This is a genomic window from Endozoicomonas sp. ALB115, assembly GCF_049310245.1.
Lineage (GTDB): Bacteria > Pseudomonadota > Gammaproteobacteria > Pseudomonadales > Endozoicomonadaceae > Endozoicomonas.
Map to the genome: position 1 here is coordinate 1 of NZ_JBLYZG010000040.1, position 23,960 is coordinate 23,960.

Here is a 23,960-nt window from a genome sequence, read left to right on the forward strand (position 1 = left end):
GCTTATACCCGGCAGCCCAGAAAGCCTCATATTGATGTAACAGCACTGACAGAAGGTTTGCCTATGGCTTTCTGAGCATCGAACTCACGTTAAGGTACGAAGTCAGGCTCTTCACGAACAATGCCCCGGTACACCTTCACGGAATCCGCTGACAACTGATCCATTACCTCACGCCATTCCTGCTTTGGCACTGGCGGTGGCAACAGGGTTGCTTCCAGTGTGGCGCTGGCATACAGCATCAGACTCTGGACGGCTACTTGTGGGAAGCCAAACTTAAAGCGGATCATTTCCCCCTGCTCAGTCACCCTCAGGCGGTTATTGACCGACCCCGGAGGCTGGGAAAGAATCGCCGCATGGGCCGGGCCACCACCACGGCCAATGGTACCGCCACGGCCATGGAACAAGGTCAACCGGACATCGGCCTCAGCGCATACCGCCGACACCTCTTCCATGGCGCGGTACTGAGCCCAGCCAGCCGCCATCCAGCCCGCATCCTTGGCAGAATCAGAATAACCAATCATCACCATCTGACCACCGTGGCAATAACCGCGATACCAGGGTAATGACAGCAGGTGACGAATACACTCCGCCGCGTTGTCGAGGTCGTCCAGTGTCTCAAACAGTGGTGCAATGGGCATGTCGAAATCCACGCCACACTCTTTCAGCAGTAGAGCCACCGCCAATACATCCGATGGCTGCTTGGCCATGGAAATCACATAGCAGTTCAGTGCCCTGGAGCCCTCGGCGGCTATGACACGACAGGTGTTTAAAACCTCCTGCACGTCCGGTGATGGCGACCACTTCAGTGGTCCTTTGGTATTCGGCAAGAGAGGTCTTGGGTTTTGCAGCTCTTTCAGCAGGAAGCTCTGTCTTTCCAGTTCTTCCCAGTGCTCATAATCCCCCAGACCCAGGGCCTTGGTCAGCTCGCTGAGCACCTGAGTATGACGGCCAGACTCCTGACGAATATCCAGTTTAATCAGCGTCAGACCAAAGCAGTACGCTCTTCTCAGGGTGTCCCGCAGAGGACCATCGGCAATAACCCCCAGGCCACAGGCATGGAGAGAGTCGTAACACAATCTTAATGGCTTGATCAGATCTTCATTATCAAGCATAACGCCCGCCGTCGGTGTTGCCGGTGCATCCCCGGGTCTGGCCAGACCTCGCTCACACCACTGACGGGTATGTCTCAGTTTTTCCCGCAACTCTTTTAACACAGACCAGTAAGGTTCCCGAGAGTCCCCCACAAGCGCCCGCAGCTCATCACTGCAATCGCTCATGGAAAGCTCACTGATCAATGGTTTCAGATCCCTTAAAAACAGGTCTGCCGCCATCCAGCGACTGAGCAGCAATACTTCACGGGTCACTTCAGATGTTACAAACGGGTTACCATCCCGGTCGCCCCCCATCCAGGAGGAAAAGTGCACGGGTGCCGCCTCAATTGCCAAGCGGTGACCGGTGAACGCTTGCAGGCGGTCATCCATCTGACGGACAAACTGTGGCACCGCATGCCACAGGGAGTGCTCAATGGTGGCAAAGCCACCTTTTGCCTCATCAACCGGTGTTGGTCGTTTACTGCGAAACTCATAGGTATGCCAGGCCTGAGTAATCAGCTGGCGAATGCGCTGTTCAATGCGCTGCTGTTCGTTATCACTGAGCGACTGGTTTTCCAGGTCACTCAGGCACTGGAATATCTGCTCATATTTCTGAATTAATGTACGACGGGTTACTTCGGTCGGGTGTGCAGTCAGTACCACCTCAACATCCAGCTCTGATGCTTTCTCGGCAATCTGCTGATCGCTGAGACCTTTCTGCTTCAGCGCCTTGAGCAATTCACTGAAGTGATCAGGAACACAGTGGCTGGTTTCACAGTCTCTGGATACCAGGTGGAACTGCTCGGCAATATTGGTGAGATTCAGGAAATGGCTGAAAGATCGTACCACAGGTACCAGCTCATCATCAGGCAGGCTGTGCAGCAGGTCTAACAGGGCCTGCTGTTCATTCAGACCGTCATCACTCTCGGCATCACTGCGGGCCGCTTTGGACAACTGACGAATAGCCTCGATTTTATTGAAGAAGTCCTCTCCCTTGTGGTCGCGGATGACGTCACCCAGCAAGGTACCCAGCATATTGACATTTTGACGCAGCGACGATGGGTTCTCTGTTGGCTTTTCTGACATAGCTCTTTGCCTTTCGATGTTATTCCGGCCCACTTTGCCTCTGTAAGTCTTGGTAAGCCTGACTCGTATTAACCCACGACAATTTACTTGTTAAATGAGTACAACCAAGCGCAGCCTATACCAGATACACGTAAGAAAAAAGGGAAATCACCTACTCACAAAAAAAACCATACCCTCACAGTAAAACACCCTGTTCCCTTTCAATTTCTTCAATGTTCAACACAGTAAAACACCGTCGTTTTTATCAGCAAAGCGCAAGTCCACTGACATGGGAACACTGCCTCGTAAGAACCGAAACCAAAGTACGAAATACTGCGTCTAACCCTGATTCTATCTTCCACAGCAGACTTATAAGCTCTCAGGCAATGCAAGTTTTAACTCTGATTTCTACAACGCTTGTAAATATCCCAGGGGGAAACAATGAAAACTGATGACCAGGAGAAGGTCTCCATTGGAGCCTATATAACACTGGCATTTGCTGTCGTGTTCTTTTCCGGACTTCTGAAGTCAAATGAGTGGTACGGTGTCTTTGACTTCACCACCCTTAACGGCAGCTTTGGCAAGCTGATGAAAGACGCCACGGGTGGCATGGCCGCTTTCCGTGGTGTGGGTGGTAGCGGTGCGGCCGATGGTTTTTTGTTTGCCCTGGGTCTGGTACCAACGGCCATGTTCGCCCTGGGTATGATTGCAGTGCTTGAGCACTATGGCGCGCTGAAAGCTGCCCGTAAAATGCTGACACCCCTGCTTCGTCCTCTGATGGGTATTCCCGGTTCAACCGGTCTGGCCATTATCGGCAGTCTGCAGTCCACCGACGTGGGTGCGGGCCTGACCAAATCCCTGGCGGATGAAGGCGAACTGACTGACACAGAAAAAGATGTCTTTACTGCATTCCAGTTCTCCGGAGGTGCACTGATCGTCAACTTCTTCGGTTCCGGTGCGATACTGTTCACCCTGTCTGACACCACGGGCGCTGCCGTTCCCGGTTCTATTGGTCTGGCCCTGGCGGTAATGTTTATCTTTAAAATCGTCGGTGCCAACATTATGCGTTTCTACCTCAAGGCCATTGACAAGAAATCCGGCGAAAAAGCAATCACTGCGGAGGCTAACTGATCATGAGTGCTGCACCTGAAAGTAAAAAGATGATCACTGACGTCTTTGTTGAAGGCGCCCGTAAGGGTTGGGGCATTGGTATCGGGAGCATTATCCCAAATATCATGATGGCCTTCGTGATCATCAAGATTCTGTCTCTGACCGGTTTTCTGAAAGTTCTGGCCACCGTGTTTGGCCCGGTTATGGCGCTGTTTGGAGTACCCGGTGAAGGGGCTGCCGTACTGATGGCAGCGGTTATGTCCATGGGAGGTGCCGTTGGTGTTGCCGTAGGCCTGTTGAATGAAGGCGCCCTGCACGCCCGCGACATTGCCATTCTGGCACCTGCTATCTACCTGATGGGTTCCACCATTCAATACGCTGGACGTATTCTTGGTGTTATCGGGACGGAGGGTCGCCGTTACCCTGTCCTGTTTGGCATCTGTATCCTGAACTCCCTGATGGCCATGTTTGTCATGAATCTGCTGGTGTGAATCTTTATTCAACGCTATGATCCGGGTTCAACAATAAAAAAGCCGGGGACTTCCCCGGCTTTTTTTGTCTGGATGACTTTATATTTGTGAAGGTAGTTACCATGAATGAGAAAGATCCATTTGAAAGCCTTGCCTGTAACTGCGTAGAAGTTGGCACCATTATTAAAGAAGACGATACCGTATTGACGATCGATCTTTCTGGCGTCAATGCTGAATCACGATTTGATGCCCTGAAAGAAGAGGCGGCAAAAATCGGTTCCGGTAACTGCAAAATCTCTGCTGAAACCGTTGATCAACATGGCCAGACAGTGATTCACGCCATGTTTGAGTTTGACTGCACCGCTGAAAAGCTGATTTTTCAGATGAAGAACGCCTGATTCTCCAGCCAAAAAGACAGTCACCGGGCGAATGGTATAAACTGTTCGCTGGCTATCCACCTCGCACTCCTTGCCAGGCCTCCCGAAAATAAGCCAGACATTAACGCTCATGCCCAGACCCCTATGCCCTCGATGCCAACGCCCGGAAACGCAGTGTTACTGTTCAGCGCTGAAAGAAGAAATCGCCTGCATGGATATAATTATTTTGCAGCACCCCCGGGAGTCCAGGCACCCATTGAATACGGCTCGCATTCTGGAGCTGGGCATCGGTAATTGCGAGGTATGGGTGGGTGAAGATTTTAGATCAGCTATGTGTAGGCGAAACAGTTTTGCTGTCTTTAATGTACAGTATTGCTAACACCTCTGTCATGACGCTAATAAGAATGTTTGTATTATCCTAATTGCTTTAGCTATGGGATGGCGATATGCCAGTTGTTTTTGTTTAAAGATAAGTAAAGCTGAGACCCTGAACTGACTGAGGTTTATGATGCTTGAGGCTTGGCACAAGTTAACCCATACGACTATGCAGCATAATTGCAGACTTGGTTGCAGTGATTTCCTTCTACCACTCAAATAAAAAGGTTTTGATCATGGATCGTACATTAAACTTTACCAGCCCTGCGCGCTGGAGCAATCAGTTAGCAGCTGAAGAAAATGTGGAACCTGCGACTGAAACATGGAGTACCAACACCGATAGCCAACTCCATCAGGTCGGAGATGGACAAAATCCCCCTTACGGTACAGATTATGCGCAGCAGCCCCTGTCCAGTCGGCATGTTACAGAATTACCTCCGAACAATTCAGCAAATCAGACTGCATCAGATTTGGTTCCTGCAGCAACTCCCGGGCAAGCACCAGCTCGCTCTTCCGGATGGACTCTCGAATTATTCAATGATTATTTGAGTTTTCACAAATGCCCTTATGAAAAAGATATCTTCGGAGATGATTTTTACTGGCAGGCGTTCCATCCATACTTTGAAATGTTCGATATTTTTTTTGATTGGGTCGCCACCGCGTACACGAAAGATGAAAACTACAATGGTGCAGCGAGATTACGTCAATACTTGCTACCAGAAGAGAAGCGTTCTATTGAAACCTTAAATCTTATCGGTGACACGCTTGTTTACGATGATGGAATGATTGGTTATCTGGGTCGAGTTTTAGAAATGTATCCCATTGATTCTCACCATCTTCGTCAACTGGAAGAAAAGTTTGTCGGCAACGAACTGGAGCTCGATAAGTCAGCTAACTTTGCCAAGCTCTCGGATGAAAGAAGAGAGTTTTATGCAAGCCACACTGCGAAAAAGGAAAAAAGCTTTTTTGATCACATCTATAGCTACCTTAAAGATAATCCCTACCGTTTAGAAAGAAATGGTGCATTAAAAGAGCTAATCAGTGATTTTGACAGGAATGGTGTTGGCCAGCCATTTCATGAATATGTCTTAGAAGGCATTGCCCTCACAAGAAAGCAACAACCTGGTATTGACATATCTTCCTTATCAAACAGATCCATATATGAATGTCTGGGTCATTTGGCTGTTTTTTGCAAACGCTGCCATAGTGCACTCTACCGGGTCGGAGTAGCGGATCAGTTTTATGTAATTTCCAGGCGGCAAGAACAAGAAAGACGTGATCAATCCTTGATGGCTTGATGATACACTACACGTTTGTCATGAATCTGCTGGTGTGAATCTTTATTCAACGCTATGATCCAGATTCAACAATAAAAAAGCTGGGGACTTCCCGGCTTTTTTTGTCTGGACGACTGTATTTTTGTGAGTAGTAGCCATGAATGAGAAAGATCCATTTGAAAGCCTTGCCTGTAACTGCGTAGAAGTTGGCACCGTTATTAAAGAAGACGATACCGTATTGACGATCGATCTTTCTGGCGTCAATGCTGAATCACGATTTGATGCCCTGAAAGAAGAGGCGGCAAAAATCGGTTCCGGCAACTGCAAAATCTCTGCTGAAACCATTGATGAACATGGTCAGACCGTGATTCGCGCCATGTTTGAGTTTGACTGCACCGCTGAAAAACTGATTTTTCAGATGAAGAACGCCTGATTCTCCAGCCAAAAAGACAGTCACCGGGCGAATGGTATAAACTGTTCGCTGGCTATCCACCTCGCAGTCCTTGCCAGGCCTCCCGAACATAAGCCAGACATTAACACTCATGCCCAGACCCCTATGCCCTCGATGCCAACGCCCGGAAACGCAGTGTTACTGTTCAGCGCTAAAAGAAGAAACCGCCTGCATGGATATAATTATTCTGCAGCATCCCCGGGAGTCCAGGCACCCATTGAATACGGCTCGCATTCTGGAGCTGGGCATCGGTAATTGCCAGGTATGGGTGGGGGAAGATTTTTCCGATCATACACACCTCCAAACAACGCTGGCAGAAAAGGACTGCTATCTGCTATTTCCCGGGGCTAATGCCCACGCCAGCCAGGATATTCTGCGAACAGCGATGCCGGAAGCACTGATCATCCTGGATGGAACCTGGCGCAAGGCCAAAAAGATCTATTACCGCAACCCACAACTGCAACAACTCCCCAGTATTGAGCTCACCGAGCTTGCCATATCCGACTATCGCATTCGCAAAGCACCGGGAGAAGGTGCCTTATCAACGGTAGAAGCAGCGGTTACCCTGCTGCGTCAGGCCAGCCGGGATAGCCAGGCACATCAGCAGCTTCTGGACACATTCAGCCTGATGATTGACCAGCAAATCAACGCCATGGGGCAGGAGATTTTCAAGAAAAATTATCCGCAGAGAAATGGTTGAGTAACTATTTACGCCACTTGATGTTGCAACCGACACTGGGCTTTTGATCTTCACTGACTGGCAAGCCCTTTAGCAAAGCGGTCATGGCACTGCGAAGATCATCTCCTGTCACCGGTTTACCATTCCCCGGCCTTGAGCCATCAAACTGTCCGCGATAAACGCACTTCAAATCTCCATCAAAAAGAAAAAAGTCTGGCGTACATTCCGCTTGATAGGCTTTAGCCACCTGTTGAGTTTCATCATAAAGATACGGAAAGCCATAGGGCTTTTGGGCCATCAACTCAGGGCGATCCTGGGGGTAATCGGTCACGTCATTGGCGCTGATCGCGACAATGCCCAGATCCGTGCCATGAAACTCTTTACCCAATGCCACCAGCGCTTCTTCAATATGCACAACATAAGGGCAATGGTTACAGATAAACATCACCAGAAGCCCTTTACTTCGGGCCACCTCAGCCACAGTTTTTTCGGTCCCGGAAAAAACATCCGGCAAACTGAAATCCGGAGCCTGAAAACCAAGTTCAACCATAGAAGAGGGTGTGAGCGCCATGATGTATCACCTTTGTTATTTAACCTGTTTAACCATAGTGGATATGGTGGTCCGCGACGTTTCTGCAATTCAACGAAATCATGGCATAAGCCATGCCCTGGCACCACAAGGCTGTTTACAGAGGTCAAAACTCTGCTAACTTAGGGTGACAATAATCAATAGTAAGCCTATGGGAAGATCATCCTCGTTCAATCGACAACAGGTGTTAAGCGATGCCCTTGAGCTTTTCTGGTCCAGGGGGTTTTATGCCTGCTCATTGAAGCAACTGGAAGAGGTTACCGATATGCATCCGGGTAGCCTTTATTATCATTTCCAGAATAAAGAGCAATTATTTCTCTGCGCTCTTGATCACTACCTTGAATGGCAGCTGCAACCAAGAATCGATAAGTACCTGGCCTACAGTCCCACGCTATTGGATCTCCGACGCTTTTTTACCTCCGGTTATCGTCATGGTCAGGAGGCCAGCTACCGCAACTGTTGTTTCCTGGTGACCACCAGCAATGAGCTCCATCTACTGCCGTCCGATGCATCAGAACGGGTGCAGAAAGGCATCCAGATGCTGCGAACAGGCTTTATTGATTTTATTGAGAAATATACAGAACCGAAAAAAAACAGCAGCGCTACTATTAATCATGAAGTTATCGCCAGCGAGCTGCTGAACCTGTATCTGAGCATTCAGCTGATGGCCAAAGTGAACCCGAATCAGCATGCCCTGGACAAACAGGTCAGACAGAGCCTGAATAACCTCTTTACTTCCATCCCGCACCAGTAATGCCTGCCATAATGAACTTGATCCATTACCCACCTTCAGGCCGTGCCGGGAGTTTGTCGAGTAAAGCAAAACACGCAGAATCCCTGTACCATATTGAGCTATCAATTCGGACTTTCCAGCATCAAGTCATGACCATCAAACAGATTATTGTGCACAAACTGGACCTTGCCCATGGTTCAGAGCAGTTACAGCCCACTCCAGCTTCCCAGAGCCTGGTCTCCTCCCCCTCTCTGGAGCTGGTACTGGATGACTTGCTGCAAACCTATAATAAAAAACCCGACAAGTGTTATGGCCAGTTCTCCGATCTGGCAGAGGACAGTTTTCCCGAACGCCTGAAGCAATATATGGATCAAAGCTCCGATGAACAGGCCACCGGTTTTACCCAGTTCACCACAGAAACACTGACCAGCCTTGGGCAAAACCTCAGTGAGGCCGGAGCCATCAATGGTGGCTACGTAATGTTCGCAGACTATCAACAGGGCCTGACCCGTTATCTGCTGCTTTGCATGCTCAGCAGCCAGAACAGTGTCACCATTACTGATGAGCTGACCATTCAGGACACGTCCTATCTGGACACTGCTCGTATGTCCCTGGCCTGTCGCATCAACATTACCGACTGGCAGAAAAACCCGGAAGCGGGGCGCTATCTATCGTTTCTCCGGCCAAAAGGGGGCAAACGTCTCAGCACCGTATTCCAGGAGGTGATTGGCTGCAGTGAAACCAGCAGCAGCAAAGACGAAGCGGACACCCTTCTCAAGGCAGTGGAGGCGTATTGCCAGGAAGAACCGGTAGAAGAAAACCGCACGATTGTGAAACGGCAGGTTTATGATTACTGCCAGAACAAACTGGATGAAGGGGAAAGTCTGTCAATGCAGGAGCTGACAGGCCACCTCAGCGAAGCTGGCCCGGATGACTTTGCCCGCTTTGTCAACACCCGGGATTATGACATGAGTACCCCCATGTCCCCTGAACGCCGCAAGCTGACCCAGCTGGTACGCTATACCGGGCGAAGCAAGGGACTCAGCCTCTCTTTTGATGCCGAGCTGCTGGGCGGGCAGATTCGCTATGATGAAACCAACGACCAGCTGATCATCACCGGGGTTCCTGACAAACTGAAAGCACAGCTGAAGCAGAATTAAGCAGTATCCATACCAGAACAAATTTGCTACAAATAAACACAAGGGATTGATCTGACGCCCAGGGATGGGTGCCTGCATCACACTGCACACGCTTTTAAGCGCAGAGGGTCTTCAGGTCTGCTTCCTACAGCGAGCATCCCGCTTGCCGATAAACACCTGATGAAAAACAACCCGGAAGCCACTATGATTTTTCGTGCAGTTTTTCGTGCAACAACGGTCATCACCTTGTCCACAATCCTGCTGGCATTCGGTGTAAAAGCGAGCGAAAAAGAACCCCCTGCCCTATCTCCTGCCACCATTATCCAGCAGCAAATAATGCTCAACGACATACTGATCAGCATTCACCGACTGCAGCTGGATTTTCTCGATCAGGATGCCAGAAACGCGCTGCAGCTGGCACAGCAATCAGTCAACATCACCATCAATACGCTGCCAGAAAGCCTTGATGATCCTGAAGCCAATAAACTGCTGGTCACCGTCGTATCCCTTTGGCCGGTGGTCAACAAACACATTACCTGGCTGAGCACCATTCCAGCCAGTTCTGCCCCCCCCTCTGGAACCTCATTACTGCGGGTACTGGCCAAGATGGATCGCCAGCTGTTGCTGTTGAGGCAAAAGGTCACCAATATTCTGGCTGGAGACAAGGCCAATCTGCGCTTTCTGGAGCAAGCGCTATTGATGCAATACATGACCAGAGACTACCTGAACCTGCTGGTTTCAGAACAAAATACCGAGATCACCAATACCAACCAAATGCAACTGAAAGCACAGGCCAACCGGTTCCACCAGCGAATGACGGCTTTTAATGATGAGTTAGGTGATCATCCCCACGCCATGGTACCCGTCAAACAGGCAAACGCCGCCTGGTCGTTTATTCACAGCAGTTTTGAGCGGTTTCCGGAACGGAAGATACCTGATCTGATTGTGCGCTATGGCAAACGGATTGTTCGCAGGCTTTCTTCCGTCCAACGTATGCTCTAAATAAGCGCTTTTCAGCCACGGCTATCACGTACAAAAGCATCATTCTTCATTCTCTACCATACCGCTCTCCGGAACGATACAAGAATAGCTGTCTGACTCATGACTCCCCGGTGCCATAATCGTCAGCACTTCAGTTGCCGACATCCTTTCCTGCAGAAACACCTCCGCTTCACCCCACTCAAAAGGCACCGTAAACTGATCAGTCACCTTAAACGCCTGCTGATGCAGAAATGGCTGCAGCGCATAGCTGACGGTAATAATCCTGATGCCAGCGGGCAGTTCAGCCAGGCGCTCTGCCAGCCCGGTAATGACATGATCATCAAGATTTGAGCCATACAGATAGATAATTGATGCGCTTTCCAGTGGCGACGTCAGATAGTCTTCACAACGAACATCAATGCCATGCAACCGCATACGCTGGCTGGTACGCTGCAAACGCCAGCAGAACAGTGGAATCTGCTCAATAGCGGTAACCTGACACCCCTTAACCCCCTGCAACCAGATACTGGTAAAACCACTCCCGGCACCAAGCTCAAACACATGATCGTCCGAGCTCACGCCTGATCTTTCCGCAATTAACTCCAGACTGGTCAGGGGTGTTTCACCGTAGACATAAATGTTCTCTGCCTTGATACGGCGCTGGTAACGACGACTGACCGCGTACGGACTATCCAGCAGATAACTGAGCTTCAACCATAACCATGGAAAAACAAACCGTGGGTTTCTGCCATAGCGCTTCAGCTCCCTGAAACTCTGTCGCCACTGATAACGCCATTGTCGGAAAGCCAGTATTAACAACTCCCTGTTAAATGCCATGCCTTTGCCTCTGACCGAAAGTGATTTCGAAAGTGCCCTGCCCTTATATTAATACCAGCCATTGCCCGGAACGCAAAATACCCGATGCCGCCAGTCAGATTGATAAATCGGTCAAAAACCATCCCATCACCTTTCCGCCGATCTCAGAATGTACTATGTTTGGGCTGAAGAAAGGGAGTTATGACCATGAGCCAAAATACTTCAGCGCCTGTCGCCGATAAAAAGCACATTGCCAGTTCCGCCCAACAATCCAAACGGCTGTACCCCGAAGACCAGCAGCGGGTTGATCAGTATTTAAAAGAAGGGGTTAATGAGGTCGAGCGCTCGCCATTCAAGCCTCTGCGCCTGATGGCCTGGCTAACCATTGTTATTGTTGTGCTTGGTGTTTTAAGCCGGATCATCGGCTACCTGGTTTTACCTGACTGAGAGGATGACCTGCAACCAGAACGCAGGCAAAAAAATAGCCATGAACAATAAGTTCGGCTCTCCGGTGAAACAATAACAGCCCCTATAACAGCCATACATAATTAATAGAAAAAACTGGAATCAATGTGAAGAACAAACTCCATAGAATCGTGATCGTTGGTGGTGGAGCCGGGGGACTTGAACTGGCCACCGGCCTGGGCAGGAAACTCGGCAAAAAACAGCGCGCTGAAATCATCCTGATTGATGCCAATAATACCCATTTCTGGAAACCGCTCCTGCACGAAGTGGCCGCTGGCTCCCTTAATGCCTTCGAAGATGAATTAAGCTATCTGGCACAGGCCAAATGGAACCACTTCAAATTTATTCCCGGCAAGATGGCCAGCCTGAATCGCGCTGAAAAGTCCATCGGACTCAGCCCTGTTAAGGATGCCAATGGTCACGAGGTGGTGCCTGCCCGCACCCTGGCCTACGATCAGCTGGTTATTGCCGTCGGCAGTACCGCCAACGACTTCAATACACCCGGTGCCAGGGAGCACTGCCTGTTCCTGGATAACCGTCAACAGGCAGAGAAAATCCACACCACCCTGATAAACCACTACCTTCACGCCCAGGCAAGCAATAACGAAAGCACCAGGCTTCGCATTGCCATTATTGGCGCCGGTGCCACTGGCGTGGAGCTGGCCGCAGAACTCCATTTTGCCGCCATTGAACTGGCCCACTATGGACTGGATGCCATCAAGCCGGAGGATCTGGAAGTAACCATCATCGAGGGAGGCGAAAGAATACTGCCTGCACTGCCGGTTCGAATCAGCAACAGTGTTCAAAAGCAGTTAAGCAAAATGGGGATTCGGGTAATGACCCGACAGATGGTGAGCGAAATCAAGGCTGACGGGGTAACCACCCGTGATGGTGAGTTTATTGAATCTGACCTGAGAATCTGGGCAGCGGGGATCAAAGCACCTGAGTTTCTGTCCGATATAGATGGACTGGAAACCAACCGGATCAATCAACTGGTTGTCCGTTCAACCTTACAAACGACGCTGGACGATCAAATCTACGCTATGGGCGACTGTGCAAGCTGCACCCTGATCGATAGTAAAAATGAACATATTACCATCCCTCCCCGGGCACAGGCGGCCCATCAACAGGCATCCCTGCTGGCCAAAAGCCTGATAGCCCAGGCCAATGGCTCCACAGCGCTGGAATTCAATTACCAGGATTACGGCTCCCTGATCTCCCTGAGCCGTTTCAGTGCCGTGGGCAATCTGATGGGTGCCATTACCGGCGATATGATGATTGAGGGAACACTGGCCAAATGGTTTTACATCAGCCTGTACCGGATGCACCAGATGACACTCTTTGGCAAACTGAGAACCGGAACATTGATTCTGAAGGACCTGATCAGCAGGACAACCCGACCACAGCTTAAACTTCACTAACAAAAAAGCCGCTGGCAAAAAGTTCACCAACGGCTATAAAAACTGGAAAATGGTGGGTCGTGTAGGATTCGAACCTACGACCAATTGGTTAAAAGCCAACTGCTCTACCGACTGAGCTAACGACCCATTTCTGCACCAGCCACAGGCTGATAGACAGAACGCTCCTTGTTCACAACCGACTGCGAACCAGAGAGGCGACGATATTACCCATCCCCATAGAGCTTGTAAAGCCCGAGGACGAAAGTATCACTCAGTAATTCCCGCAACCCGTCCCATAATAAAGTGATCTGCCATAATTGTGGAGCAGTCCACTGCACGGTAGAAATCCTGAAATCATCCAGCGTTCTTTAACTCGCCATCAACCAGCGTCACCACATCATCAGCCTTTAAACCAACGGCACCTCGTACGACCACCCGATCACCGGGATACACATCCCCACGTATCGTTACATACAGCTCACTGCCAGACAGCACTTCAATAGCCACAGGCTGCGCTTGATAAACCTCGCTTTCCCGGATGACCTTAACAACCTTATGCCCACCACCGTCCATGACCACGGCATCCCTGGGAACCCTCAATGCTTTCAGCGGTTTTTTCAGTGGTATGGCAACCTTCACCGGAGCACCGGGAGCCCAGTTAACGTCAATCGGGCTGAGACGCACCTCCATTAACCTGGACTTTGAATCTGCCGCCCCCGCCCGGTTAATCAACTGTGACTGGTAAGTTTTTTCACCGTCGCGGATCTCCAGCAAGTTTTGCTCATCCAGATAGCCTGAAAGCTCAATGGGCACCTGAACCTTCACCTCAATCTGTCCGGTATTAATCAGTTGGACAAGGGGGTCACCAATAGAGACATATTCACCAGCAGCCGACATTCGATCATTAATCACTCCGGCGAACGGTGCTCGTATCTTGGTTCTTTGCAACTGATCAAGCGCCTTCTTATGATTCACAGTAGCCAGCTGCCAATCCAGTTTGGCAATCCGATAATCATGTTCCGCTGTATCCAACACACTTTTTGAAATACTTTTCTTCTTATGCAATGCCTGAAGACGATCAAGCTCTTTATTCAAATACTCAAACTTCTCACGGGCCCTGAGCATTGCCAGCTCTTGACTGTCCACTTCCAGTGTTAGCGCTGCATCATCCACTCTGGCCAGCAGATCACCTGCTTGCAATGGTTGTCCAAAATCCGCCAGCCAGACAATACGACCACTCACTTCTGCACTGATCCTGGCACTCTCCCGGCTGATTACAGAGCCGTTCAACCAATGAACAGGGGCTGAATAATGAGTTTCCACCACAGCCGTGGTCACGGCGGTAGAACCGAAGCTAACGGGAGCAACCAGCACCAGCAGGATCAACATACCGTTCAGACGTAATCGTTTCATGCGCTTGACTCCATTTTGGTATCAGCCACCTCTTTTTCCCCGACCCGTAACAGGCTCGGAAGCAGCACTAATGTAAAGACTGTACTGATGGTCATGCCGCCAATAATCACGGCTGCCAACCCACGATATATTTCACTGCCCGTTGCAGGACTTAATAACAGCGGCAACATGCCAAAGATACTGGTCAATGTGGTCATAAATATCGGGCGCATCCGGCTAACCAGTGCCTGCTGGACCGCCTGTTTTCTGTTCATTCCTGAACGTTCACCACTTCGAGCCTGATGAACCAATAGAATGGCATTATTCACCACCAGCCCCAGCAAAATAATAAAGCCGACCATGGTCAAAAGATCCATGGGCTGAGCGGTAATACCATTCAATAAAACCATCGCCAGCAAACCACCCACCGTGGCCAGTGGCAGCGTCAGGATGACCAGCAGCGTGTCTCTGAAGGACCTGAATAACCCCCAAAGCAGGATCATTAAAATCAACAGTGCAAAGATAAAAATATTCAGTAAGTTGTTAATCGCTTGCTTGAGGCTATCAGCATTACCGGAAATTTTTATCTGGCCACCGTCTTTAATCCCGTCTTTAATCAATTGAGACGCTTTCGGGACAATGGTCTGCTCGACAAAATCCAGTGTGTCTTCCAGGGTCATATCATCGGTTGGTGAAATTGACAGGGTCAGCGTCCGTCGCTGATCAACCCTGCGAATACTTTCCGGCCCCAGTCTGGGCTCGACCGACAACAGCTCACCAAGAGGAACAACAAACCCGGCAGGGGTCATCAACGGTGTCATTTCCAACACCTGGGGGGAGCGGATTTCATTGCTGCGCATAATAATGTCCAGGCTCTCCTGGCCATCAAAATATTCTCCCAGATGAATGCCTTCTCCCAGACTCTGTATGATCACTGGCAGACTGCCCCGGTACCAACCCACTTCAGAAAGGCGACGATCATCCGGCAAAAGCCTTAGTTCCGGTGCAGTAAAATCCAGCCCGGGAAAAGGCCGTACATCAGCACCGGGCAACTCCTCCTGTATTAGCCCAATCACCCGCTTTGCTACGGTATAAAGCCCGGGAAGGTTATCTGACTGAAGATCAAGATTGACGCCATTACCACTGCCATAATTGCCAAACAAGTTGCCCTGGCGGGCAAAAGCCGTTGCATCGGGAATATCGTTGACAATGTCCTGTCTGACCAACCTTTCCAGCACTTTCACCTGGCTCTGGTCTTTCGCTCGAATCCCCATGGTTGCGCCACCGGGCCACAGAATAAAGTAATAATTTTTCAATGCTGGCTCAGCAGTACCTTCCATATACGGTTTAAGCCGTTCAATCAGGAGTGGAACCACCTCTTCCTTAACCGATGAGACACTGGTTCCCGGAGAAAAATTAAACCAGACGTCAACAGCATCCCGTTTAACTTCCGGCAGATAATCCATTCGGGGCATAGCAACACGGGTTAATACGATTGGCAGCCCCATCAGAACAACAATAATCAGCCAGCGGCGACGGCTGGTTGAGGTCAGGCGAACAATCCAGTCACTTATTCCCTGCCAGATATGGCGGTAGTGGTCTTTAAATTCCTGTTGTGGTAACCACCGTGCGGCAGCGGTGGGCAGCACCGTCATGGCAATCAACAATGAAACAGCCACCGAAACCGCAATAGTCAGGGCAAGGTCAGCAAACAGCTGCCCCTCCACATCATTCAGAAGCATAACGGGAAGAAAGATGGCGATCGTCGTCAGCGTTGATGCCAGCAGTGCGCCCCATACCCTGGACGACGCCACTTCCACCGCTTTAACTGGTTCGATATTACTGTTCTCCCTCTGTCGTACGATGCTTTCCAGCATCACAATGGCGGCATCCAGTACCATGCCAACAGAAAATGCCAGCCCGGCCAGAGAAATAACATTTAAGGTACGGCCAGTGAAAAACAGAATACCCAACGTAATCATCAGGCACACAGGGATCGACATGGCAATAATCAACGTTGCCCGCCAGCGCCGCAAAAAACACCAGAGAACGGCGATGGCCAGCAAAATCCCAAAGAGCAGGTTGGTACTGACCATATCCAGGGCGCGCTGAATAAATACCGAAGCATCAAAGGACTGAACCATCTTCACCCCTTCAGGCTCCAACACATCGTCATTCAGTTTTTTAACTGCTGACTTGATGCCCAGTAATGCATCCAGGGCATTGGCACCAGACTCTTTGAAAATCTGCATGCCAATGGCCGGGTTGCCATTCTGAATGCGCAGCGTTCGCTCCTTACCCCGGCTTATTGAAATATCTGCCAGATCACGAAGGTACACTGGCAAACCGTCACGCCAGGACACCACCATGTCACCCAGCTGGTCAATCTCATATTTACCCGCCAGCCGTAGTTTATACTCACGACGCCCGATATTCAGGGTACCGCCGGAGACATCAAAACCGGTGGCTACACGAGCTGCCAGTTCAGGAATAGTGACCCCAAGCTCTGCGGCACGCCATGGGTCAAAAACAATATCCAGCTGCTGTTCCCCTTCGCCACGGACAGCGACACCAGCAACACCGGGAATACTTTCCAGCACCGGTTTCACCCGGGAATCAATCAGCCCCTGATAGCTTTTAATGGAACGATCATTGCCCGGTAACTGCTGAAGAAAAAACCAGGTCAGGCTGTCATTGGAGCCATTATTATTGACAAACGGTCCACGGATATTGTCTGGCAGGCCAGAAACCCGATTCAGGCGATTGATCACCTCAAGCAAGGTTTCCTGCATGTCCGTGCCCAGGGCAAATTCCATATCAATTTCAACACGTCCACTGCCGGAATCACTTTCCATCATCTTCAACCCTGGCAGACCTTTAAGCGCCTGTTCCAGTGGATCTGTGACTTCTGATTCTATCTCCTCCGGTGCCGCTGCCCTCCAGAACACCTCTACCGATAAGTGAGGACGGTCAATATCAGGAAACAACTGAATGGGCAGCTGACTTATACTCAACAGGCCAAACAGGAAAGTGAGCGCAACCGCAATAGCAATCACGGCCGGGTTGTGGATGGAGAAGCGGGTCAGGTTCATATTACTTTAGTTCTTGTTTTCATCTCAAAAAATCTACATATAAAGGTGATAGTTTTTCTGCTGTCTCCCCACATTGAGATCAACCAGCTACACGTTCAGTTCCTTCATTCGATTAACAATTCTCTAACCAGACGAGTCTCAACTAACTGCCCCGCCTCCATCTCCACACGATATGCTGCAGCACCCGGCCTTGAAGACACTACTCGACTCAATTCCCCATTGATGTAATGAAGACCAACCCCATCATCTGCTGCAATACCCGGGGAAAGGCGACCGTGTTTAATCAATTCCTGATAGGCAGGCCTTCTGTTTTTTTCACCATCATAGTGTGGACAATGGCTTCCTGGTAAAAAGCCCAGGCATGGGTATGGCTGCAAATCACCGCCAAAGGAATCAGTAACCCCTGTTTCAAACCAGCAGATTGAACCGGCACTTAACCCACACAGCACGGTTCCACTGTTCAATGCTTTTTTCAGCGCCTGATCAACACCATGAAGCTGCCAGATAGCCAGCATATTGACCGTGTTTCCGCCGCCAACATAAATCACATCCTGTGAGCAAAGAAAAGCCTCAATATCCCGGCCATCTCTTCGGAACAGCTCAAGATGACAAGGTTGACACTCCCGTTGAGCAAAACGCTGATAAAAACGAGTAATATAACTCTCACTGTCACCGGATGCTGTGCCTAGAAAACAAATCCTCGGATTATTTCCACCTTGCCGAAGGATATAATCATCCAGTACCGGTGAAGACTCCATGGAAAATCCACCGCCACCAAGAGCGATAATCTGCTGACTACTCATAAATTCACTGTCTTTTATTAATTCTTGTATTTCAGGGTAAGCATCTGATTTTGACCAATCCCGTTGGTGGCAACTTTTTATTATAATCGGGCACTTCCAGCCTCCTCAGGCTGAAAGTGCCCGATAACGTATCTGCCACTGGTTCCCTAACCTGCTCTTTGATTTCTGGCAAAAGTCATACAAGCTCAATTACCGTTTGTTAATCCTGCCCATATGGTAAACACCAACATACTCACCGTTTCGAAAAGCATAATCCGGTGACTCGCCTTCTATCTGAAAACCAAATTTTTTATAGAGCTTAATTGCAGGTTCATTATCCACAAACACCGTCAACTCCATTCTTCGCAGGTTCAGCCAGTTATCTGCCAGATCCACCATGGCTGCCATCAAGGCACTGCCAACCCCCTGCCCCTGGCTGTCATCATGAACGGCCATTCCGAGATAACCTACGTGGCGTCGTCGCGGATTGGGTGGGTTATCCAGAAACAGATAACCAACCACTTTCGAATCTATTTCTGCCACGTATTGATGGACACTTTCCCGATTGCTCTTCTCCAGGCGGTTTTCCCAGAACTGCAGAGATGGTCGTGGGAGCTGCAGTGTACCCGAATAAGCCCGCTCTCCCTCGTAGAGTTTTCTGAGATGATCCGCATCGTTCATTTCTACGGATCTGATAATAATTTCAGCCATTGAGCAAACTCCTTTTTAAATGGCCTCCTGTACCTGACAGGAGGCGAAAGCACGACTGATATTACCAGATCTTTACCCGGTCTTCTGGTTTACGGTACATACCATCACCTTCTTCCACCTCAAAGGCTTTATAGAATTCATCAATAACGTTATCAACCAACACTGACATTCTGGCTTTTGCTTCCGGTGGAAAGTACGTTTTCACGTACTTCTTACCCAACAGTTTGCCAAGTACATCATCCGCTGCGTCAACACCCCGCTTCCAGTGTGGTACAGGCTCTTCAATACCTCTTAACGTTCTGCCGTAAAAATCAAAACGTACCTGGGCAAAGGGTTCACTTAAAGACGACGCATAACTGTTTAACGTATGGAATGTCAGGTAGTTTTCCATGTCGAGATATCAGTACCGCTGATAATGGACGACAGTTTTTCAAAGTAGCCCGGCTGACGTACAATCACTTGGTCAATATCAACACCGGCCTGCCGGAGATACCGGGAAAAATCAAAATCCCCCATTAATTGATTGGCATCAGCTACTGTCATTTTGTTGTAGGCTTTTATCGGATCACGTCGCTCCACGCGAGACCACTGAACTTCAGCCAGCCTTGTTTCCAGCGCCATAATCCCCGTTGCCACTTGTTCCGGCTCTGGTTGACCCGCCAAGACCAAAAGCTCGGTCATGTAATCCTGGTATTGTTGCCGGATAGCCTTATATCGCTCCCCCTCTTCCAGGTACAGGTAGTAGTCCCGATCAGGAAGCCCCAACCCGGATTGGCTCACATAGATTGCATTCAGTTCAGATTGTCGTGCATCATAAAGTTTGCTGAAGGCACCATAGCGTGATTTGTCTTCCGGTATCTCTGTTTTATCAAGCCATTGACCATTCATAACGATAGAAATCATCCTGCGGACGCACGGATGAATCCATATTGTCGTACTCAATACCAGAAATCTCAGGGGCCTGAGCTACTTCCTCGTGCTTCTCAAGAGAATGATGGGAGCTAACTGCACAGCCTGTTATTAACACGGTACCGACAATAGCAACTGTCAGGAGTTTCAACTTCATAGGCTTAACTCTTCGTTTCCCGATCTATATGGTTTAAACAATCAGTGTATAATTTCGGTTTATTTTAAACGACGATATTTGTCTGTTTGCAAACATACGGTTGCAAAAGGCCTGGCAGACGTTAGCTGACCAGCGACAACCTGTCAGACTCCTGCACTACAACATCCTGCTGTGCCTTAAACATATCCCGATACAACCCCGGCTCTTTCAGCAGTGACTGATGAGTTCCACGCTGAACTATTTTGCCTCGCTCCATCACCAGAATCAGATCTGCGTCTTCAATAGTGTTCAATCGGTGGGCAATCGCTAACGTCGTTCTGCCCTGCCTCAGAGTAAACAACGACTGTTTGATCGCCAGCTCGGTTTCACTATCGATATTGGCAGTGGCTTCATCCATGATCAGTATCGCAGGGTCCTGGGCCAGGGTTCTGGCAAACGACAACAACTGTTTCTCACCACTTGACAGTGACTGCCCACGTTCACCCATTTTCTCTTCATAGCCATCATGAAGCTGTTCTATAAAGCCAGATGCCTGAACCCGGTTAGCCGCTTCTTTTACTCCTTGATCAGAGATGTCAGCCTTTCCCAGGTGGATGTTCTCAGCAATACTGCCCTGAAAAACAAAAGGCTCCTGAAACACCAGCCCAAGGCTGTCTCTCAAGGTCTGTTCGGAAAATAAAGCCAGGGGCTGGTCATCTATCAGCACTGAACCTTTCTGGTATTCATAAAACCGCATTAACAGGTTAACAATGGAACTTTTCCCACTGCCGGTATGGCCAACCAGTGCGACAAATTGCCCGGGCTCAACGGTAAAACTGATACCATCCAATGCCTTGTTAACCCCATCATAAGACAGCTCAACATCACGAAACGCTATACGACCACGCTGAATAACCACACCATTCTTACGCTCCGGTCTATCCTCAACCGGTTCATCCATCAACTGGAAAACCCGCTCAGCAGAAACTACTGACTGCCGCCAAACCTGCATCTGCATGGTGATATGGGTCAATGGCTCAAACATACGATCAAGATAGTTTATAAACGCATAAAGCAACCCGATCTCTACCGGCCCGCTCAATGCCTGACCAGTAAAGCCACCGACCATTAATGCAAGCGCCAACATGGCAGCAAAATGGACCATTGGCCTCAAGAGCACGCCATTAATGATCACCAGACGATTCTGAATCCGCTGATACTCTTGACACGTATCTTCAAACTGCTGACTGACCCGCTTCTGCTGACGCAATACCTGAATAACCGACATCCCCTGTATGGATTCATTAATCCGGGTGTTGATATCACTGAGCACAGCGCGGGATGCATGAAACACCGGATGGCTGTATTTCTGATAAAGATAAATACAGCCAACAATAATGGGCAGAATGCCCAGACAGAACAGTGCCAACCGAACATCCAGCAAAAACATGGCAATGATGACGCCAATAATGGTGACAACACCTTTGATGGTATCAGGCAGTGCCTGAACGAACAGGTCCCGAACAGTTTCTGTATCGTTAGTCACCCTTGACACCAGCTTGCCCACCGGCTCCCGGTCAAAAAAAGCCATCGGTAACCGGAACAGGTGATTAAACACTTGACGACGAATATCGTGTACTACCGACAGCGCCACCTTTTGAAACAGCATGGCTTCAAACCAGCTCATCACAGCGGCCATCAGGTACATTGCCATAAAACCAACCGCTAGCAGGATCAGGGCATTCTGATCCCAGTCACGGGGAACCACATGGTCATCAATAAACGTTTTCATTAATACCGGCGCATAGAGCGTGGCACCGGTACCCAGTAACATAAGCAACAGACTGAGCACCAGCTGCCGCCGGTAGGGTCTTCCATAATTCAACAGCCGTATAAACTGCTGCTTATTGTTCTTATTCCTTTCCAACACGTTTCCACCCAGTTCCCAAGGCCCGGAAGACAGAGTTAAGTAGCTAACCATATGGCCAGCTACTTAGTCACCCTGATGTTTTTATTTCCAGAGACTGACGTTTAAATATTCTGGCGTACCAGCCATTCCCGGTGATCAGCTCCCTGTGTGCCCCTGATTCGCTGACTCTGCCTTGATCAAGCACCACAATCTGATCCGCCTTGTTCAAGTTAGTCAGTCGTTGGGTAATCAGAACAATGGTTTTCTGTTGACCTGAGGTTATCAAGTTGTCGAGAATTCTCGCCTCAGTCTGCATGTCCAGAGAGCAAAAAGCATCATCAAACAACAGAACATCCGCATCCAGCAGTAATGCCCGGGCAATGGTCAGCCTTTGCTTCTGGCCACCGGACAGGTTGACTCCTTTCTCACCAAGCATGGTTTCATAACCATCTTTAAACTGGACGATGTCGTCATGGACACAGGCCAGCCTGGCAACCCGTTCAATCTCTGCACGGCTGGCCAACGGTTTTCCAAAAGCAATGTTTTGTGCAATGGTCGCAGAAAACAAAAACGGCTCCTGAGCCACCAGGGCGAAGCGGCTTCTGAGCTGATCCAGCGAGAACTGTTGATGATCAACACCATTTAACTGAACACTCACGGCAGCATCGTCGTACTGTCGTAACAGCAGCCTCAGCAAGGTGGACTTCCCACTGCCAGTTCTGCCACAAATACCGACAAACTGCCCTTTCTTCAGTTTCAGCGACAACCGCCCCAAAGCCGCCTTATCGGCACCCGGGTAGGTGAAGTTTTTAATGTCAAAGTGGATATCACCATCCAGGCTTTTAACTGTCTCGAATTCACTATCAAACACACCGGGCTTTTCACCCATCAATGACTGAAGGCGGTTGAGCGAGGCATTCCCCCTTTCCACAATATTGAACAGCCAGCCAAAGGCAAACATTGGCCAGACCAGTAACCCCAGATAGATGGTAAATGTCGTCAGTTCACCGAGCGTCATCAGGCCGCTGTCAATGCGCCATGCACCGAAACCCAGACTTCCCAGGATAGAAACACCCACACAAATGGAAATCGTCGGATCAAACATCGCATCAATCCGGGCCACTTGCATATTGGCAGCGACGGTAGTTTCTGATTGAGCTGCGAACTTCTGCATCTGTGAACGGTTCAAATCATGGGCCCTGATCGCCCGCACTCCGGAAACCGCTTCCTGAACCCGGTTATTGAGATCGGAAAACGCCTCCTGGGCCAGCTTGAATCGGGAATGCAGTAAGCCCGCATATTTGAACATCAGCCAGGCCATGACCGGGAAAGGCAGCAGCGCTGCCACGGTCATCTCCCAACCGCACACCAGAATCATGGCAATAATCACCGCAGAACCGGCAATCATGGAGTCCACCAGAGTAAGCACGCCCTCCGCCGCTGTCATTTCAATGGCTCTTACGTCATTGGTCCCGTGAGCCATCAAATCACCGGTATTGTGTCGCTGATAGAACTCCGGCGACATCCGGGTAAGGTGATGAAATAAACGCAGACGCATGACTCTGCCCAGCTCAATCGCTCCACCAAACAGCATAATCCGCCAGCCATTTCGCAGGGCGTATATGGCAAGACCGATAAAGGCAATAAGCAGCGATGACTGCATAACACTGGCAAAAGTAACGCTGCCCTGCTGCACCTCATCGACGAGATCACCAATAATCCAGGGCGGCAACAAATCTGCCAGCGACACCAGAATCAGAAAAAGTACACAACAGCTGTAACGCAGCCACTGTTGCTTAAAGAACCATCCCAGGTTCCAGAAAATAGACATATATCCCCCAATGCCTTTTAAAATTCTGCCGATAACAGGCTAAGAAATGAATACGTCAGGGTCATGTATTCACCAACCAGTCAAAACCGATGGGAACAGCAATACTGTTCGAGACAAGACAGCTGACAACAACACTTGGTTTGATTGAAAGAAAACAGCGTTAATAAGATGTGCAGCTAT

The 23,960-nt window shown here is 49.5% G+C and carries 22 protein-coding genes, 1 tRNA gene and 1 pseudogene; 12 read left to right on the forward strand and 12 right to left on the reverse strand.

Going from position 1 to position 23,960, the window contains the following annotated elements; all coding sequences use genetic code 11:
- Positions 1 to 89: 89 nt before the first annotated feature.
- Positions 90 to 2,177: a phosphoenolpyruvate carboxylase gene (ppc, locus tag ACO6VE_RS16420; RefSeq protein ID WP_422462369.1), complete on the reverse strand. Its 2,088-nt coding sequence runs from the start codon at positions 2,175 to 2,177 to the stop codon at positions 90 to 92.
- Between the two features lie 420 nt (positions 2,178 to 2,597).
- Between ppc and ACO6VE_RS16425 the strand changes: the two genes are divergently transcribed.
- The 7 genes from ACO6VE_RS16425 to ACO6VE_RS16455 all read left to right on the forward strand — a co-directional run bounded on the left by ACO6VE_RS16425 (position 2,598) and on the right by ACO6VE_RS16455 (position 6,916).
- Positions 2,598 to 3,287, forward strand: coding sequence for a nucleoside recognition domain-containing protein (locus ACO6VE_RS16425; protein WP_422462371.1), 690 nt, complete (start codon positions 2,598 to 2,600; stop codon positions 3,285 to 3,287).
- Between the two features lie 2 nt (positions 3,288 to 3,289).
- On the forward strand, positions 3,290 to 3,757 hold the full coding sequence (locus ACO6VE_RS16430; protein ID WP_422462373.1) for a YjiG family protein: 468 nt from the start codon (positions 3,290 to 3,292) through the stop codon (positions 3,755 to 3,757).
- Between the two features lie 101 nt (positions 3,758 to 3,858).
- Positions 3,859 to 4,134: a DUF406 family protein gene (locus ACO6VE_RS16435; RefSeq protein WP_422450169.1), complete on the forward strand. Its 276-nt coding sequence runs from the start codon at positions 3,859 to 3,861 to the stop codon at positions 4,132 to 4,134.
- Between the two features lie 109 nt (positions 4,135 to 4,243).
- Positions 4,244 to 4,492 carry a DTW domain-containing protein gene (locus tag ACO6VE_RS16440; protein ID WP_422450168.1) on the forward strand — a complete coding sequence of 83 codons (249 nt, stop codon included), beginning with the start codon at positions 4,244 to 4,246 and terminating at the stop codon, positions 4,490 to 4,492.
- Between the two features lie 232 nt (positions 4,493 to 4,724).
- Positions 4,725 to 5,786 (forward strand): hypothetical protein, encoded by a 1,062-nt coding sequence (locus ACO6VE_RS16445; RefSeq protein ID WP_422450167.1) that lies wholly within the window; start codon positions 4,725 to 4,727, stop codon positions 5,784 to 5,786.
- A gap of 136 nt (positions 5,787 to 5,922) precedes the next feature.
- A complete protein-coding gene (locus ACO6VE_RS16450; RefSeq protein ID WP_422462375.1) occupies positions 5,923 to 6,198 on the forward strand; it encodes a DUF406 family protein in 276 nt (91 codons plus the stop codon).
- A 109-nt stretch (positions 6,199 to 6,307) separates the two neighbouring features.
- Positions 6,308 to 6,916, forward strand: a complete 609-nt coding sequence (locus ACO6VE_RS16455; RefSeq protein WP_422450165.1) for a tRNA-uridine aminocarboxypropyltransferase — start codon at positions 6,308 to 6,310, stop codon at positions 6,914 to 6,916.
- 4 nt (positions 6,917 to 6,920) lie between these two features.
- Here ACO6VE_RS16455 and ACO6VE_RS16460 read toward each other — a convergent pair whose 3' ends face one another.
- On the reverse strand, positions 6,921 to 7,466 hold the full coding sequence (locus tag ACO6VE_RS16460; protein WP_101747754.1) for a thioredoxin family protein: 546 nt from the start codon (positions 7,464 to 7,466) through the stop codon (positions 6,921 to 6,923).
- A 169-nt stretch (positions 7,467 to 7,635) separates the two neighbouring features.
- Between ACO6VE_RS16460 and ACO6VE_RS16465 the strand changes: the two genes are divergently transcribed.
- The 3 genes from ACO6VE_RS16465 (at position 7,636) to ACO6VE_RS16475 (ending at position 10,358) form a co-directional block, all read left to right on the forward strand.
- Complete coding sequence (locus ACO6VE_RS16465; protein ID WP_422450164.1) at positions 7,636 to 8,238, forward strand: TetR/AcrR family transcriptional regulator; 603 nt, start codon at positions 7,636 to 7,638, stop codon at positions 8,236 to 8,238.
- 128 nt (positions 8,239 to 8,366) lie between these two features.
- A complete protein-coding gene (locus tag ACO6VE_RS16470) occupies positions 8,367 to 9,377 on the forward strand; it encodes a nucleoid-associated protein (protein ID WP_422462376.1) in 1,011 nt (336 codons plus the stop codon).
- 183 nt (positions 9,378 to 9,560) lie between these two features.
- Positions 9,561 to 10,358, forward strand: a complete 798-nt coding sequence (locus ACO6VE_RS16475; protein ID WP_422462378.1) for a hypothetical protein — start codon at positions 9,561 to 9,563, stop codon at positions 10,356 to 10,358.
- Positions 10,359 to 10,397: 39 nt separating this feature from the next.
- Here ACO6VE_RS16475 and ACO6VE_RS16480 read toward each other — a convergent pair whose 3' ends face one another.
- Positions 10,398 to 11,174 (reverse strand): SAM-dependent methyltransferase, encoded by a 777-nt coding sequence (locus ACO6VE_RS16480; protein WP_422450161.1) that lies wholly within the window; start codon positions 11,172 to 11,174, stop codon positions 10,398 to 10,400.
- Between the two features lie 186 nt (positions 11,175 to 11,360).
- Here ACO6VE_RS16480 and ACO6VE_RS16485 point away from each other — a divergent pair, with 186 nt between their 5' ends.
- Together ACO6VE_RS16485 and ACO6VE_RS16490 are read left to right on the forward strand one after the other, a co-directional pair.
- The gene (locus ACO6VE_RS16485) at positions 11,361 to 11,600 is read left to right on the forward strand and encodes a DUF3094 family protein (RefSeq protein ID WP_422462380.1); all 240 of its coding nucleotides are present in this window, start codon (positions 11,361 to 11,363) and stop codon (positions 11,598 to 11,600) included.
- A gap of 125 nt (positions 11,601 to 11,725) precedes the next feature.
- Positions 11,726 to 13,039 (forward strand): NAD(P)/FAD-dependent oxidoreductase, encoded by a 1,314-nt coding sequence (locus ACO6VE_RS16490; RefSeq protein ID WP_422462382.1) that lies wholly within the window; start codon positions 11,726 to 11,728, stop codon positions 13,037 to 13,039.
- A gap of 50 nt (positions 13,040 to 13,089) precedes the next feature.
- Here ACO6VE_RS16490 and ACO6VE_RS16495 read toward each other — a convergent pair.
- The 9 genes and pseudogenes from ACO6VE_RS16495 to ACO6VE_RS16535 form a co-directional block, all read right to left on the reverse strand.
- Positions 13,090 to 13,165: transfer RNA gene (locus ACO6VE_RS16495), tRNA-Lys, on the reverse strand.
- Positions 13,166 to 13,372: 207 nt separating this feature from the next.
- On the reverse strand, positions 13,373 to 14,431 hold the full coding sequence (locus tag ACO6VE_RS16500; RefSeq protein WP_422462383.1) for an efflux RND transporter periplasmic adaptor subunit: 1,059 nt from the start codon (positions 14,429 to 14,431) through the stop codon (positions 13,373 to 13,375).
- Positions 14,428 to 17,502 (reverse strand): efflux RND transporter permease subunit, encoded by a 3,075-nt coding sequence (locus ACO6VE_RS16505; protein WP_422462384.1) that lies wholly within the window; start codon positions 17,500 to 17,502, stop codon positions 14,428 to 14,430. Before ACO6VE_RS16505 ends, ACO6VE_RS16500 begins: the two co-directional genes overlap by 4 nt.
- Before the next feature lie 104 nt (positions 17,503 to 17,606).
- Positions 17,607 to 18,305, reverse strand: a complete 699-nt coding sequence (locus ACO6VE_RS16510) for a Type 1 glutamine amidotransferase-like domain-containing protein (protein WP_422462385.1) — start codon at positions 18,303 to 18,305, stop codon at positions 17,607 to 17,609.
- Between the two features lie 189 nt (positions 18,306 to 18,494).
- On the reverse strand, positions 18,495 to 18,995 hold the full coding sequence (locus ACO6VE_RS16515; RefSeq protein ID WP_422462387.1) for a GNAT family N-acetyltransferase: 501 nt from the start codon (positions 18,993 to 18,995) through the stop codon (positions 18,495 to 18,497).
- Positions 18,996 to 19,056: 61 nt separating this feature from the next.
- Positions 19,057 to 19,898, reverse strand: a pseudogene (locus ACO6VE_RS16520) (hypothetical protein).
- A complete protein-coding gene (locus ACO6VE_RS16525; protein ID WP_422462389.1) occupies positions 19,864 to 20,061 on the reverse strand; it encodes a hypothetical protein in 198 nt (65 codons plus the stop codon). Before ACO6VE_RS16525 ends, ACO6VE_RS16520 begins: the two are co-directional and overlap by 35 nt.
- A gap of 121 nt (positions 20,062 to 20,182) precedes the next feature.
- Positions 20,183 to 22,021, reverse strand: a complete 1,839-nt coding sequence (locus tag ACO6VE_RS16530) for an ABC transporter ATP-binding protein (RefSeq protein WP_422462390.1) — start codon at positions 22,019 to 22,021, stop codon at positions 20,183 to 20,185.
- A gap of 16 nt (positions 22,022 to 22,037) precedes the next feature.
- A complete protein-coding gene (locus ACO6VE_RS16535; protein WP_422462391.1) occupies positions 22,038 to 23,780 on the reverse strand; it encodes an ABC transporter transmembrane domain-containing protein in 1,743 nt (580 codons plus the stop codon).
- Positions 23,781 to 23,960: the final 180 nt, after the last annotated feature.